The 13,456-nt window shown below is 68.8% G+C and carries 13 protein-coding genes; 9 read left to right on the top strand and 4 right to left on the bottom strand.

Going from position 1 to position 13,456, the window contains the following annotated elements:
- Positions 1–21: 21 nt before the first annotated feature.
- Positions 22–660, top strand: a complete 639-nt coding sequence (locus tag ACZ7KI_RS04725; RefSeq protein WP_470271821.1) for a Maf family protein — start codon at positions 22–24, stop codon at positions 658–660.
- A 100-nt stretch (positions 661–760) separates the two neighbouring features.
- Positions 761–2,128 carry a dicarboxylate/amino acid:cation symporter gene (locus ACZ7KI_RS04720; RefSeq protein WP_470271820.1) on the top strand — a complete coding sequence of 456 codons (1,368 nt, stop codon included), beginning with the start codon at positions 761–763 and terminating at the stop codon, positions 2,126–2,128.
- Between the two features lie 82 nt (positions 2,129–2,210).
- Here ACZ7KI_RS04720 and ACZ7KI_RS04715 read toward each other — a convergent pair whose 3' ends face one another.
- The gene (locus tag ACZ7KI_RS04715) at positions 2,211–2,894 is read right to left on the bottom strand and encodes a hypothetical protein (RefSeq protein ID WP_470271855.1); all 684 of its coding nucleotides are present in this window, start codon (positions 2,892–2,894) and stop codon (positions 2,211–2,213) included.
- An 83-nt stretch (positions 2,895–2,977) separates the two neighbouring features.
- On the opposite strand from ACZ7KI_RS04715, the gene ACZ7KI_RS04710 reads away from it, so the two are divergent.
- The 5 genes from ACZ7KI_RS04710 (at position 2,978) to ACZ7KI_RS04690 (ending at position 6,719) form a co-directional block, all read left to right on the top strand.
- Entirely contained in the window at positions 2,978–3,262 is a 285-nt protein-coding gene (locus ACZ7KI_RS04710; protein WP_465507068.1) for an SAV_915 family protein, read from the top strand.
- Positions 3,263–3,414: 152 nt separating this feature from the next.
- Positions 3,415–5,205, top strand: coding sequence for an acetyl/propionyl/methylcrotonyl-CoA carboxylase subunit alpha (locus tag ACZ7KI_RS04705; protein WP_470271819.1), 1,791 nt, complete (start codon positions 3,415–3,417; stop codon positions 5,203–5,205).
- Positions 5,206–5,251: 46 nt separating this feature from the next.
- Entirely contained in the window at positions 5,252–5,740 is a 489-nt protein-coding gene (locus ACZ7KI_RS04700; RefSeq protein WP_470271818.1) for a DUF1707 SHOCT-like domain-containing protein, read from the top strand.
- A gap of 41 nt (positions 5,741–5,781) precedes the next feature.
- Entirely contained in the window at positions 5,782–6,156 is a 375-nt protein-coding gene (locus ACZ7KI_RS04695; RefSeq protein ID WP_470271854.1) for a DUF1707 SHOCT-like domain-containing protein, read from the top strand.
- A gap of 32 nt (positions 6,157–6,188) precedes the next feature.
- The gene (locus ACZ7KI_RS04690; protein WP_470271817.1) at positions 6,189–6,719 is read left to right on the top strand and encodes a GNAT family N-acetyltransferase; all 531 of its coding nucleotides are present in this window, start codon (positions 6,189–6,191) and stop codon (positions 6,717–6,719) included.
- 37 nt (positions 6,720–6,756) lie between these two features.
- Here the strand turns inward: ACZ7KI_RS04690 and ACZ7KI_RS04685 are convergent, their stop codons facing one another.
- Together ACZ7KI_RS04685 and ACZ7KI_RS04680 are read right to left on the bottom strand one after the other, a co-directional pair.
- Positions 6,757–8,220: a benzaldehyde dehydrogenase gene (locus tag ACZ7KI_RS04685; RefSeq protein WP_470271816.1), complete on the bottom strand. Its 1,464-nt coding sequence runs from the start codon at positions 8,218–8,220 to the stop codon at positions 6,757–6,759.
- A 99-nt stretch (positions 8,221–8,319) separates the two neighbouring features.
- Positions 8,320–10,059, bottom strand: coding sequence for a glycerol-3-phosphate dehydrogenase/oxidase (locus ACZ7KI_RS04680; protein ID WP_470271815.1), 1,740 nt, complete (start codon positions 10,057–10,059; stop codon positions 8,320–8,322).
- A gap of 234 nt (positions 10,060–10,293) precedes the next feature.
- Here ACZ7KI_RS04680 and ACZ7KI_RS04675 point away from each other — a divergent pair, with 234 nt between their 5' ends.
- Positions 10,294–11,049 carry an MIP/aquaporin family protein gene (locus ACZ7KI_RS04675; protein ID WP_470271814.1) on the top strand — a complete coding sequence of 252 codons (756 nt, stop codon included), beginning with the start codon at positions 10,294–10,296 and terminating at the stop codon, positions 11,047–11,049.
- 187 nt (positions 11,050–11,236) lie between these two features.
- The gene (glpK, locus tag ACZ7KI_RS04670) at positions 11,237–12,751 is read left to right on the top strand and encodes a glycerol kinase GlpK (protein WP_465466619.1); all 1,515 of its coding nucleotides are present in this window, start codon (positions 11,237–11,239) and stop codon (positions 12,749–12,751) included.
- Positions 12,752–12,813: 62 nt separating this feature from the next.
- Here the strand turns inward: glpK and ACZ7KI_RS04665 are convergent, their stop codons facing one another.
- Positions 12,814–13,437 carry a hypothetical protein gene (locus tag ACZ7KI_RS04665; RefSeq protein WP_470271813.1) on the bottom strand — a complete coding sequence of 208 codons (624 nt, stop codon included), beginning with the start codon at positions 13,435–13,437 and terminating at the stop codon, positions 12,814–12,816.
- Positions 13,438–13,456: the final 19 nt, after the last annotated feature.

Genomic DNA, 13,456 nt, shown 5'->3' with positions numbered 1-13,456 from the left:
GTCGTCGAGTACCTTCCGGATGTGCGTTTCGTCCTCGCGTCCCAGTCCCCCGCCCGCCTCGCCGTCCTGCGTTCCGCCGGCTTCGATCCGAGCGTCGTCGTCTCCGGCGTCGACGAGGACGCGGTGGCCGCGTCCCTGATCGATCCGGCACCGGCGGAGCTGGTCCGGGCGCTCGCCGCCGCCAAGGCCGAGGCGGTTTTCGAGACGCTCGTCGGATCCCACGACGGCAGCGCCGACCTGGTCATCGTCGGCTGCGATTCGATGCTGTCGATCGGCGGCGAGATGGTCGGCAAGCCGATCACGCCGGAGGCCGCGCGCGAACGCTGGGCGTCGATGGCGGGCAAAACCGGTGAACTCCTCACGGGCCACGCGATCATCCGCGTCAAGAACGGCGAGAAGACGAAGGAAACGTCAGGGACCGAAGGGACCACGGTTCGCTTCGGTACGCCGTCGCCGGAAGAGCTCGACGCCTACATCGCGTCCGGCGAGCCGCTCCAGGTGGCGGGCGGCTTCACCCTGGACGGACTCGGCGGCTGGTTCGTCGACGGGATCGACGGCGACCCGTCGAGCGTCATCGGAATCAGCCTCCCGCTGACCCGGCGCCTCCTGGGCGAGGTCGGCGTGAGCGTCGTCGACCTGTGGTCGCGTCCCGCATCCTGAGACAGCTCCCACACGATCGGGTGATCCGGAAGAGTCCTGACTCGCCGAACGTTCTTCACGTTCGGCCAATCAGGAAACTTTCACGCACCGGAGTCGCCCCGTGTCTTTCATTCGGACCTACACCAGGCCAAGGGTCTTCGCGGCGGCTGTCCTCGGCTCGCTCGTCGTGGGTGCCCTGCTCGGCATCCTCGCCAGGACGACCGAGGCGAGCTGGCTGACCGAACTGCTCGACCAGATCGGCACGATCTTCACGACGCTGCTGCAGATCGCGGTGATCCCGCTGGTCTTCACGGCGATCGTGGTCGGCATCAACAGCCTGCGCGGCCTCGGCGGCGGCAGGAAGGCCGCCCGGCTGGGCGGCAAGACCGTCCTGTGGTTCGCGATCACCTCGTTCATCGCGTCACTGATCGGCATCGCCGTCGCGAAGCTGTTCAACCCGGGCAGCGGCGGCCTCGGCGAGGGCGTCGCCGCGACCGCGAAGAACGCGGACAAGGCGACCAAGAGCGTCGACCACTGGGGTTCCTGGAGCGCCTTCATCGACGGACTGCTGCCGAAGAACTTCCTCACCGCCTTCACCGAGGGTGAGACGCTTCAGGTGCTGTTCCTCGCCGTGCTGATCGGCGCCGCCGCCTACAGCCTCGGCGACAAGGCCAAGCCGTTCGTCGACTTCACCACCAGCGTCTTCGAGATCATCCAGCGCTACCTCGGCTGGATCGTCCGGCTGGCCCCGATCGGCATCATCGGCCTGATCGGCGCGGCCGTGTCGAACTACGGTGACGCGCTGTTCCGGCCGCTGCTCAGCACCACGATCGCGGTGTACGTCGGCTGCCTCCTGGTGCTGTTCGTGGTCTACCCGATCCTTCTCCAGTTCGTGGCGAAGGTCAGCCCGCTGAAGTTCTTCGCCAAGGCGGGTACGGCGATCCAGTTCGCGTTCGCTTCGCAGTCTTCGGCCGCGACGCTGCCCCTGACCCGGCAGTCCGCCGTCAACCTGGGCGTCCAGCCCGCGTACGCCGCCTTCGCGACTCCGCTGGGCAGCGCGACGAAGATGGACGGCTGCGCCGCGGTGTTCCCGGCGATCGGCGCGATCTTCATCGCGAACCTGTCCGGCGTTTCGCTGAACATCTGGCAGTACGTCGGCATCGTCGTGGTCGCCGTGCTCGGCGCGCTGGCCACCGCGGGCACCACCGGCTGGCTGACCGCGCTGACCCTGACCACGGCGTTCATCGGCCTCGACGCGCAGCAGGTCGCGCTCGGGATCGCGCTGATCTACTCGGTCAACCCGATCATGGACATGATGCGGACCGCGACCAACGTCGCCGGCCAGATCGTCGTGCCGGTCGTCGTCGCTCGCAGCGAAGGCCTGCTGGACGACGACGTGCTCAACTCGCCGACAGATCCTTCGCCCACTTCCGACGGCGAAGCCGCTACGCAGCCGAAGGAACCCGTCGCGGCAGGCGCGACCTCCTGACCCCTCGCTGCCCCCGGGTCGCGTTTAGCCCGCTAAACGCGACCCCGGGGGCAGGCGATAGCAAAGGTCCCTTGCTCTCGCCTCAGGGGCAGGCGCGCAGATCCGCCTTCGTGAGCCGGACGTCCGGCCAGCCCCTCAGCTCCGAAGGCGCGGTGTACCGGCGCGTGCAGCCCACCGAGCCGCGGGCGACGTCGTAGACCTCCGCGAGCACCGGCGCCGCCTGGCAGCGGGCCGACCCGGACTGCGCGCCGGGGCACTCGTGCCGCACGACGATGACGTCCGCGATCCCGTCCGCGGTCACGTCGTTCAGCGCGATCGTCCCGGCGTCGGAGAAGTACGGCTTGCCGGTGTCCCGCCAGATCCCGCCGCGCGCGACGAACAACTCACCCGCCAAGCCGCCGCTGGCGTCTCCGCGCACCAGGCAGACCTGCGTCGCGCCGTCGACGCAGCGCAGAGAATCGCCCTTGAGGGTGACCCCCATGTCGTTGACCATCAGCGGGAACACGGTGTCCGAGCCGATCCGGACCACGCCCTGTTTCCCCGCTCCGTCGGCCAGGAGCACGACGGGTATCCCGCCGACGGTCATCGCGCCGAGCTCCCGGCAGGCCGACTGGCCGCAGTTGACGGCGGGCACGGCGGAGCCGCTCTCGGGCACCGATGGCCCGCCGGGCGCATCCGCCGGCACCGGAGGGTCCGGGCGGAGCAGGACCACGGCCACGATGACCCCGGCCGTCACCACGGCCGCCAGCAGCGCGGTGAACAGCACGGATCGCGGCGCCCGCGCTTCCTGAGTCCGCATATCCGAGAGCGTAAGTGATCTCGCGCAGAGTGCACGTCTATGTTGTTCCCGTGACGAACCCCGGATTGCCCAACGCCCTGTTCCTCCCCACGGCGAAAAAGCCGAAGGACTTCACGCGTGCGGAGATCGAGCTCCGCGAGACCAAGGACGGCCGGATGGCGCTGATCGCCTTCAGCACGGTCCAGCGTCTGGTCGAGTGCTGCGGCCCGCATCAGCCGTGGGCGCTGGTCAAGGCCGAGCACCTCGGCCGGGTCTACCAGGCCCAGCCGTACGACCTGATCGTGCTCGATTCCGACCTTCCGGAAGAACTGCGCCACCGCGAGGCGCTGGTGTAAGGCCTGATAGAAGAACTGAGGAAGCAAGCCGCGCTGGTATAAAACAAAGGTCACTGGGTGGCCTTGCTCTCACTAATCGGGGCGGGAATCTCTTCTAAACTGCTGCCGAGCCGCATCGGGGCGGCCCGACGTGCGAACGCAGGAGGTACGGCGTGACCGAGCAGGCCGGCACAGGTGGTCCGGTGACCAAGATCCTGATCGCGAACCGCGGGGAAATCGCGGTACGGGTGATCAGGGCGGCGAAGGACGCCGGGCTGACCAGCGTGGCCGTCTACGCCGATCCGGACCGTGACGCACCCCATGTCCGTCTCGCCGACGAGGCCTTCGCCCTCGGCGGCACCACCGCGGCGGAGAGCTACCTCGTCTTCGACAAGCTGCTCGACGCCGCCAAGCGGTCGGGCGCGGACTCGGTCCACCCCGGCTACGGGTTCCTGTCCGAGAACGCGGACTTCGCGCAGGCGGTGATCGACGCCGGGCTGACCTGGATCGGGCCGAGCCCGCAGGCCATCCGCGACCTCGGCGACAAGGTCACCGCGCGGCACATCGCGCTGCGCGCCGGAGCCCCGCTCGTACCCGGCACGAAGGACCCCGTCGCGAACGCCGACGAGATCATCGCCTTCGCCGACGAGCACGGCCTGCCGGTCGCGATCAAGGCGGCGTTCGGCGGCGGCGGCCGCGGTCTCAAGGTCGCCCGCACCCGCGAGGAGATCCCGGAGCTGTTCGAATCCGCGACGCGTGAGGCGATCTCCGCCTTCGGCCGCGGCGAATGCTTCGTCGAGCGCTACCTGGACAAGCCGCGCCACGTCGAGGCCCAGGTCCTCGCGGATCAGCACGGCAACGCCATCGTCGTCGGCACCCGCGACTGCTCACTGCAGCGCCGCCACCAGAAGCTGGTCGAGGAGGCGCCCGCGCCGTACCTGACCGACGACCAGCGCAAGCGCATCCACGAGTCCGCGAAGGCGATCTGCAAGGAAGCCGGCTACTACGGCGCCGGGACCGTCGAGTATCTCGTCGCCGTCGACGGCACGATCTCGTTCCTCGAGGTCAACACGCGGCTGCAGGTCGAACACCCGGTGTCCGAGGAGACCACGGGCCTCGACCTCGTGCGTGAGATGTTCCGCATCGCGCGCGGCGAGAAGCTGCGCATCACCGAGGACCCGGAACCGCGCGGTCACTCGATCGAATTCCGCATCAACGGTGAAGACGCCGGCCGCGGCTTCCTCCCCGCGCCGGGCACGGTGACGAAGTTCGTCGCGCCGAGCGGACCGGGAGTCCGGGTCGACTCGGGTGTCGAGTCCGGCAGTGTCATCGGTGGCCAGTTCGACTCGATGCTCGCGAAGCTGATCGTCACCGGTTCGGACCGGCAGAACGCGCTCGAGCGCAGCCGCCGGGCGCTGGCCGAGATGGTCGCCGACGGGATGGCGACGGTACTGCCGTTCCACCGCGTGATCGTGAACGACCCGGCCTTCATCGGTGACGAGAACGGGTTCAGCGTGCACACCCGCTGGATCGAAACCGAGTTCGAGAACACGATCGAACCGTTCGTCGCTCCCGAAGCCGCCGGAGCCGAGGAAGAGGAGCCACGCCAGAACGTCGTCGTCGAGGTCGGCGGCCGTCGTCTCGAAGTGTCGCTTCCCGGCGGGTTCTCCCTCGACGCCGGTGGCGGCGGCACGGCCGTCAAGGCCAAGCCGCGCAAGCGTGCGGGCGGCACCAAGGCCGCGGTGAGCGGCGACGCGGTCACCGCGCCGATGCAGGGCACCATCGTCAAGGTCGCCGTCGAAGAAGGCCAGCGGGTCGAAGCGGGCGAACTGGTGGTCGTGCTCGAAGCGATGAAGATGGAAAACCCCGTCACCGCGCACAAAGCGGGCACCGTGACCGGTCTTTCGGTCGAGGTCGGCGCCGCGGTCACCCAGGGAACCCAGCTGTTCGAGCTGAAAGACTGACGAATGTCGTGGTCGGCGGCGCCTCGCTCGGCCTACCATCGAAAGGGTGAATGAGGCGTCGTCACCGCAAATGCGGATCAGTGATCAGGATCGCGAGTCCGCGCTGGCCGCGCTTGGCGACCATCTGACCGTCGGCCGGATCGACATCGACGAATTCGGTGAGCGATCGGCGAAGGTCACCGCGGCCAAGACGCGCGGCGAGCTGTCGGAGGTCTTCCTCGACCTGCCCGAACCGCATCCGGTCTTCGACAAACCCCAGGCGGCGGTGAGCGAGCCGGAGAAACCGGCGTCGCCGTGGGCGGGCATCTCCCCGATGCAACGTGTCATGGGCGCGCTCCTGCCGATCCTCTTCATCGCCACCATCGCGCTCATCATCACCACCGACCTCACCTGGTGGTTCATCCTCGTCCCGATCGGGATCAGCGCCGTCGGCGAGGGCATCTGGGGCAAGGGCTGGGACAACACCCACAAGAAGCTCGCGAAACGACACCGCCGCGACCTACGGCACGGGCGTCACGGGGAACTCGAGAGCTGAAGCGCCCGTAGACTCGGGACGTGAGTGCCGAGAGACCGGACATGCGGCTGAGCGACGCCGAACGCCAAGACGCGCTCGACGCGTTGGAAGAACATGTCCGCACCGGCAGACTCGACCTCGACGAGTTCGGCACGCGGTCGGCGAAGGTCAGCGCCGCGCGGATGGTGAGCGACCTCGAACCGCTGTTCACGGACCTGCCCTCGCCGAGACCCAGCGCACTGCTCCCGCTGGCCCCCATGCCCGGCGTCGCGCAGGCGTCCGCGAAGAACGAAATCCAGCCGTCGAAATGGCTGACGGCCAGCGCCGTGCCGATCGCCGCCGCGGTCGCGATCGCCCTGTTCTTCTTCACCCGCGGGACGTTCCTGGTGTTCCTGCTCCCGCTGGCGGTCGCGCTGATCATGAGCCGCCGCCGCTGAAGCGGCGCCGTCGGTCCGGTTACCCTCGAAGGGTGGAACCGGTGGAGATCAACGCGGGTGAGTACTACCTGCGGCAGCTGCGCGCGGACAAGGCACTCGACGACCGCCCGGCGCTGGTCGCCGCCTTCGCCGACCCGACACACCGCAAGTACGTCCTGAACTACCGCTTGCGCGACCTCGACGAGGCGACCGAGTACGTCGCGCTGCGCGTGGCGCAGTGGGCCGGGGACGAACGCTGCTCCTGGGCGGTGGCCGAGCCGACGACCGGGGAGCTGCTGGGCGAGGTCGGCCTGCGGGATCTCGACCTCGACCTCGGTTACGCGGAGGCGTCGGTCTGGGTGCGTGCCGCGTCCCGGGGCAAGGGCGTGGCGAGCACGGCGCTCAACGCGGCCCTGCGCTTCGGTTTCGGCGGGCTCGGCCTGCGCGAAGTCAGCTACCGCTACGAAGAGACGAACGAGGTTTCGGCCTCGGTCGCCCGGAAATGCGGGTTCACCCTGGTCGGCCCCGAACCGGAACCGGCCCCGACCGGGGAACGCCTCATCCGCTGGCACCGCACCGCCTGACACGTCGCGTTTAGCGGGCTAAACGCGACGCGGCCGGTCAGAAGGGGTAGGTCGGGGGTGGGTTCCGGACGGTGACCCAGCGCGTCTCGGTGAAGGCCTCGATATTCGCCGCCGCACCACCGAAACGGCTTCCGGTGCCCGACGCGGCGACGCCACCGAACGGGCTGTTCGCCTCATCGCTGACGGTCTGGTCGTTGATGTGCACGATCCCGGTGGGGACGCGGTCGGCCAGCTCCAGTCCTTTGAGGACATCGCGCGTGACGATTCCCAGCGAAAGCCCGTATTCGCTCGCCGTGGCGAGCCGGACGGCCTCCTCCGCGTCGGAAAACCGCACGACCGGCGCGACCGGGCCGAAGATCTCCTCGGCGACCGCGGGCGCCGTCGGCGGCACGTCGGCGAGCACCGTCGCGGCGTAGAAGAGCCGGTCGTACTCGCCACCGGCGGCGATCCGCGCACCGGCCGAGACGCTGGAGGTGACCAGATCGTGGATCTTGTCCCGCTGCCCGGCGTCGATGATCGGCCCGAGCGCGACCTCGTCCCGCGCCGGGTCGCCGACCCGCAGCGCGGCCGCTTTCGCCGCGAGCCGCTCGACGAAATCGTCGTACAGCCGCTCGTGCACCAGGTGCCGCCCGGTGGTCATGCAGATCTGGCCCTGATGGAAGAAGGAGCCGAACGCGGCGACTCCGGCGGCTTCGTCCACATCCGCGTCGTCGAGCACGATGAGCGCGGAGTTCCCGCCCAGCTCCAGATGTGCCCGCTTCAGATGCTTTCCGGCGAGTTCGCCGACCTTGCGCCCGGCGCCGGTCGATCCGGTGAACGAGATGACCCGGACCGCCGGATGCGTCACCAGCGTTTCGCCGACGTCCGCGCCGCCCGGCAGCATCTGCAGCACCCCCGGCGGCAGGCCCGCTTCCTCGAAGATCCGCGCGAGGACCACGCCACCGGTGACGGCGGTGCGCGGGTCCGGCTTCAGGATGACGGCGTTGCCCAGCGCGAGCGCCGGAGCGACCGAGCGGATGCCGAGGATGATCGGCATGTTGAACGGCGAGATCACCGCGACGACACCGGCGGGGACGCGACGCGCCATCGAAAGCCGCGGTTCTTCACTCGGCAGGAGTTCGCCGTACGGACGGCCGGGCAGCGCCGCCGCTTCGTAGCACTCCTGCTCCGCGACGTGCAGTGAAAAGCCCGCTACTCCCGGCACGGCGCCGACTTCGCGGACGTTCCACCAGCGGATCTCGTCGGCGTACTCGGACCACAGCCGAGCGGCTTTCCGCAGGACGGCGGCACGCTGGACGTGCGGCGTCGCCGCCCAGGCCCGCTGCGCCTCGGCCGCGGTCTCCGCCGCTTTCGCGGCGTCCTCGGCCGAGGCGATCCCCACGCTTCCCAGCACGGCCCCGGTCGCGGGCTCCGTGACGTCACGAGTGCCGCCGGTCCCGGGCACCCAGGAACCTCCGGCGAAGATCCGGTCCGTCCACGTCGACGAGTCGAGAAACACCACAAGGGCCGCCTTCCGTATCGGGGACGGCCGACGCTATTGCAGATTCACCGGATCAGGCAATGATCCTTGCGCGCTCGGCACACCACTCGGCAGGGAAGATCAACTCACCGGCTCGATGATTCCCGAGCGCGCTTCCGGTGCGGCCGAGCGCAACGCGTCTGCGGCCTCGTCGCTCGGCTGCGACTGGGACTCCCGTTCCGCGTCGACCCGTGCCTTGTAGACCTCGACCTCACGCTTCTCCTGGTCCTTCGACCAGCCGAGCACCTCGCCGACCAGCGTGGCGACCTGCGCGGCGCAGTCGACGCCGCGGTGCGCGTACTCGATCGAGATCCGCGTCCGGCGCGCCAGGACGTCTTCCAGGTGAAGCGCGCCCTCGTGGCTGGCCGCGTAGACGACCTCGACACCGAGGTAGTCCGGCGCGTGCTCCAGTGGCTTCAGCAGTTCCGGCCGTCCTTCGCCGAGCGCGAGGACTTCGTGCACCATCGAGCCGTACCGGTCCAGCAGGTGACGGACGCGGTACGGGTGCAGCCCATGTTCGCTCGCCAGATGGTCGGCCTGGTTCACCAGCGCGTGGTAGCCGTCGGCGCCCAGCAGCGGCACCTTGTCCGTGATGGACGGTTGGGGCCTGCCGGGGAGGTCGACGGCCGCGGCGTCGACGGCGTCGGCCGCCATCACCCGGTAGGTCGTGTACTTCCCGCCGGCGATCGCCACCAGTCCCGGTGCGACCCGGGCGACCGCGTGCTCACGCGAAAGCTTCGACGTCTCTTCGCTTTCCCCGGCCAGCAACGGCCGGAGTCCCGCGTAGACACCTTCGATGTCGTCGTGCGTCAGCGGGGTCGCGAGCACGGTGTTGACGTGTTCGAGGAGGTAATCGATGTCGTGCTTCGTCGCGGCCGGATGCGCGAGATCGAGGTTCCAGTCCGTGTCGGTGGTGCCGACGATCCAGTGATTGCGCCACGGGATGACGAACAGGACGGACTTCTCGGTGCGCAGGATCATGCCCGATTCCGAGACGATCCGGTCGCGCGGGACGACGATGTGCACACCCTTGCTCGCGCGAACGCGGAACCGGCCGCGGCCGCCGGAAAGCCGCTGCAGTTCGTCGGTCCAGACGCCGGTGCAGTTGACCACGGCGGAGGCGTGGATCTCGGTCTCGCGGCCGTCCTCGACGTCGCGGACGCGGACACCGGAAATGCGGTCGGCCTCGCGGAGGAAACCGACCACCTGGGTGGAGGTGCGCACCACGGCGCCGTAGTGCGCGGCGGTGCGGGCGACGGTCATCGTGTGCCGAGCGTCGTCGGATTGCGCGTCGTAGTAACGGATCCCGCCGATCAACGCGGACCGCTTCAGCGCCGGAACCATCCGCAGGGCACCGGCACGGCTCAGGTGTTTCTGGCCGGGGACCGACCGCGCGCCGCCCATCGTGTCGTACATCAGCAGACCGGCCGCGGTGTACGGACGCTCCCAGATCCGATGGGTCAACGGGTACAGGAAGCTCACCGGCTTCACCAGATGCGGCGCGATGGTCGTCAACATCAGCTCGCGTTCACGAAGAGCTTCGCGGACCAAGCCGAATTCCAGCTGTTCGAGGTACCGGAGCCCGCCGTGGAAGAGCTTGCTGGACCGGCTCGACGTCCCCGACGCGAGATCGCGCGCTTCGACGAGGGCGACCCGCAGGCCGCGAGTGGCGGCATCGAGCGCCGTACCCGCCCCGACCACTCCGCCGCCGATGACGACGAGGTCGAACTTGTCCTCACCCAGTCGCTGCCAAGACTCTTCCCGCTTGATCGGTCCCAGCCGGGCGGGGCTGTTTTCGGCTTCGCGCTGAGAGCTTGCCACGTGACATTCCTCCTTGTGCCGCTGTGACTCCAGCATCGCACGATCGGCCGCGACCGGTCCGTTATGCGGGTGACACGTGTGGCGTAACCCTCGTCGATCTTGGAAGGATTGGTCCGCGCGATGCCTGGAATGAACAAATACGCGACGGTAACGTGCCACGGACGTGGGTCGGCAAGGGCGCCGTAGCACACCGTGTTCGACCCTGCGCGGAATGTCCAAAGTGGAGGTCAAGCGGTGAGTGCAGGAGCCATATTCGTCTGGGAGCTGCTGGGAACGGCGGTTCTGATCCTGTTGGGTAACGGCGTGGTCGCCAACCACGTGTTGCGGAAGAACAACGGCCACAACGGTGGCGTCGTGATGATCACCCTCGGGTGGGCGTTCGCGGTCTTCACCGGTGCCAGCATCGCCGCGCCGAGCGGCGCGCACCTCAACCCCGCGGTGACACTGGGGCTCGCCATCGCGGACAAGACGAAATGGGCGGACGTCCCGATCTACTTCGCCGGCCAGATGGTCGGCGCGATCCTCGGCGCCGTGCTCTGCTGGGCAACCTACAAACTGCAGTTCGACGACCACCCGCAACGCGACGAGACCCTCGGGATCTTCTCGACCGCGCCGCAGATCCCGAACAGGGCCTGGAACCTCGTCACCGAGATCATCGGCACCTTCGTGCTGGTGGCGTGGATCCTGCTCAGCCCGGTCTACGCCAACGCCACGGGCGAGAACGGAACGCCGAGTTTCGGCAACTCCGCGCTCGGCTACGCGGGTGTAGCGTTCGTCGTGCTGGTCATCGGCCAGTCCCTCGGTGGCCCGACCGGTTACGCCATCAACCCGGCCCGAGACCTCGGCCCTCGCATCGCGTACGCCTTCCTGCTGCCCATCAAGAACAAGGCCAACCCGAACTGGGGTTACTCCTGGATCCCGGTCGTCGGCCCGCTGGTCGGCGGCGCCCTGGCCGCCCTGCTGTTCCTCGCCGTCCACAACCTGACCTGAGAGCTTGTTGGCGGAGCCGAAGAAATACCGCGTACCGGACCAAACGAGTGAACCCGCCCCGGCCGAAGGCCCCGCTATCGCGGGGGCAGGGCGCCCTGTCCGCCATAGTGAGGCGGAGGACGAAGCGGCGCCCTGTCGACGTCGATCGCGGACGCGGGTTCACCAACAGACACAGACTGGAGCTTCGATGACTTCTTACGTAGCCGCGATCGACCAGGGCACCACGTCGACCCGCTGCATGATCTTCGACCACTCGGGCCGGGTCGTGGCCGTCGACCAGCGGGAGCACGAGCAGATCTTCCCGAAGGCCGGCTGGGTCGAGCACAACGCCGAAGAGATCTGGGAGAACACCCGCGCGGTCGCGGCGGGCGCGCTCGCCAAGGGGGACCTGGTCGCCGGCGACATCGTCGCGGTCGGCATCACCAACCAGCGCGAGACCACGCTGGTCTGGGACCGCACCACCGGCAAGCCGGTGTACAACGCGATCGTGTGGCAGGACACCCGCACCGACAAGATCGTCAACGACCTGGGCGCGCTCGGTGGCGGGCAGGAGCGCTACCGCGAGAAGGTGGGCCTGCCGCTGGCGACCTACTTCTCCGGACCGAAGATCAAGTGGATCCTCGACAACGTTGACGGTGCCCGCGAGAAGGCCGAAGCGGGTGACCTGGTCTTCGGCAACATGGACACCTGGGTGCTGTGGAACATGACCGGCGGGGTCGACGGCGGCGTGCACGTCACCGACCCGACGAACGCCTCGCGGACCATGCTGATGGACCTCGACACCCTGACCTGGGACGCCGGGATCGCCGAGGAGATGACGATCCCGCTGTCGATGCTCCCGGAGATCCGGTCGTCCTCGGAGACCTACGGCAAGGTCCGCGAGAAGGGCGCGCTGGCCGGTGTCCCGATCGCGGGCATCCTTGGCGACCAGCAGGCCGCGACGTTCGGGCAGGCGTGCCTTTCGCCGGGTGAAGCGAAGAACACCTACGGCACCGGCAACTTCATGCTGCTCAACACCGGTACCGAGAAGGTCATGTCGAACAACGGGCTGCTCACCACGGTCTGTTACAAGATCGGCTCGAACGACACGGTGTACGCGCTCGAAGGGTCGATCGCGGTCACCGGTTCCCTCGTGCAGTGGCTGCGGGACAACCTCGGCCTGATCGGCTCCGCGGCCGAGGTCGAGGAACACGCCCGCACCGTCGAGGACAACGGTGGCGCGTACTTCGTCCCGGCGTTCTCGGGCCTCTTCGCGCCGTACTGGCGCTCCGACGCCCGCGGCGCGATCGTCGGCCTGACCCGGTACGTCAACAAGGGCCACATCTCGCGGGCGGTCCTGGAGGCGACGGCGTTCCAGTCGCGCGAGGTCATCGACGCGATGAACGCCGACTCCGGTGTCCCGCTGAAGTCGCTGAAGGTCGACGGCGGCATGGTCGTCAACGAACTGCTCATGCAGTTCCAGGCCGACATCCTCGGCGTGCCCGTGATCCGCCCGGTGGTCAACGAGACCACCGCGCTCGGCGCGGCCTACGCGGCCGGTCTCGCGGTCGGCTTCTGGAAGAGCGAAGACGACATCCGCAACAACTGGGCGCAGGACAAGCAGTGGGACCCGTCGATGGACGAGGCCCGCCGTGAATCCGAGTACCGCAACTGGAAGAAGGCCGTCACCAAGACCTTCGACTGGGTCGAGGGCGAGGACTGATCCCGAGTACATGAAGGCCCCCTTGCTTGCGCTGGACGCAAGCAAGGGGGCCTTCATGTACTTCAGGCGAGCGCGCCGCCACCGGTCTGCGGAGCGCCCTTCGGCGTGACCTTCACCTGCGGCTGCTTGCCCGGCGAGGACGGCGGCGTCCCGCACGACTTCGTCAACGCCGCCGGGACGACGGCGCGTGCGCTGGAGGAAGGCGCACTGGTGGGCGGCTCACTGCTGGGTGGCTCGCTCGAACTCGACGGAGGTTTGCTGGTCGAAGGGGGTTTGCTGCTCGACGGGGGCGCCGTGGGCGACGTCGTCGTCGGCAGGCAGACCACCTCGAACTCGACGGTCGCCGTCCCGCTGGCCGCCGGGAGGTTCGGCCCGCCGTCGCAGTGGAAGCTCGCCTTGAACTTGCCGACGTTCGCGCCGGCCTTGCCGTGCCCGATGTACGGCGCCTGATCGCCCGAGCCCGGCTGGACCTCGAGCGTGACCGGACCCGCCAGCCCCGGCGACGTCACCGCGGTACGGGTGCCGTAGCAGCTCGCCGTGAAGTCGAGTGCCTGCCCCGGCGCGACCTTCGCCGAGCTGACCCAGAGTTTCGGCGGTGGCGCGGTCGCGGCCGCCTGCGGCGCGATGAGCACCCCCGCCGTCATCGCGAGCAGACCCGCGCCCGCGACGATCGTCTTCATTCCCATGATCTTTTCTCCCTCAGTG

The organism is Amycolatopsis sp. NPDC039088 (genome assembly GCF_055598845.1).
The sequence above is the reverse complement of the archived record's forward strand: the minus strand, read 5'-3'. Positions and strand labels throughout refer to the sequence as shown.

What these genes read in the sequence shown, in the direction of transcription:
- ACZ7KI_RS04695 (WP_470271854.1), top strand. Translation starts at nt 5,782, where the DNA reads ATGCGGCTGAGCGACGCCGAACGCCAAGACGCGCTCGACGCGTTGGAA.
- ACZ7KI_RS04665 (WP_470271813.1), bottom strand. Translation starts at nt 13,437, where the DNA reads ATGGGAATGAAGACGATCGTCGCGGGCGCGGGTCTGCTCGCGATGACG.
- glpK (WP_465466619.1), top strand. Translation starts at nt 11,237, where the DNA reads ATGACTTCTTACGTAGCCGCGATCGACCAGGGCACCACGTCGACCCGC.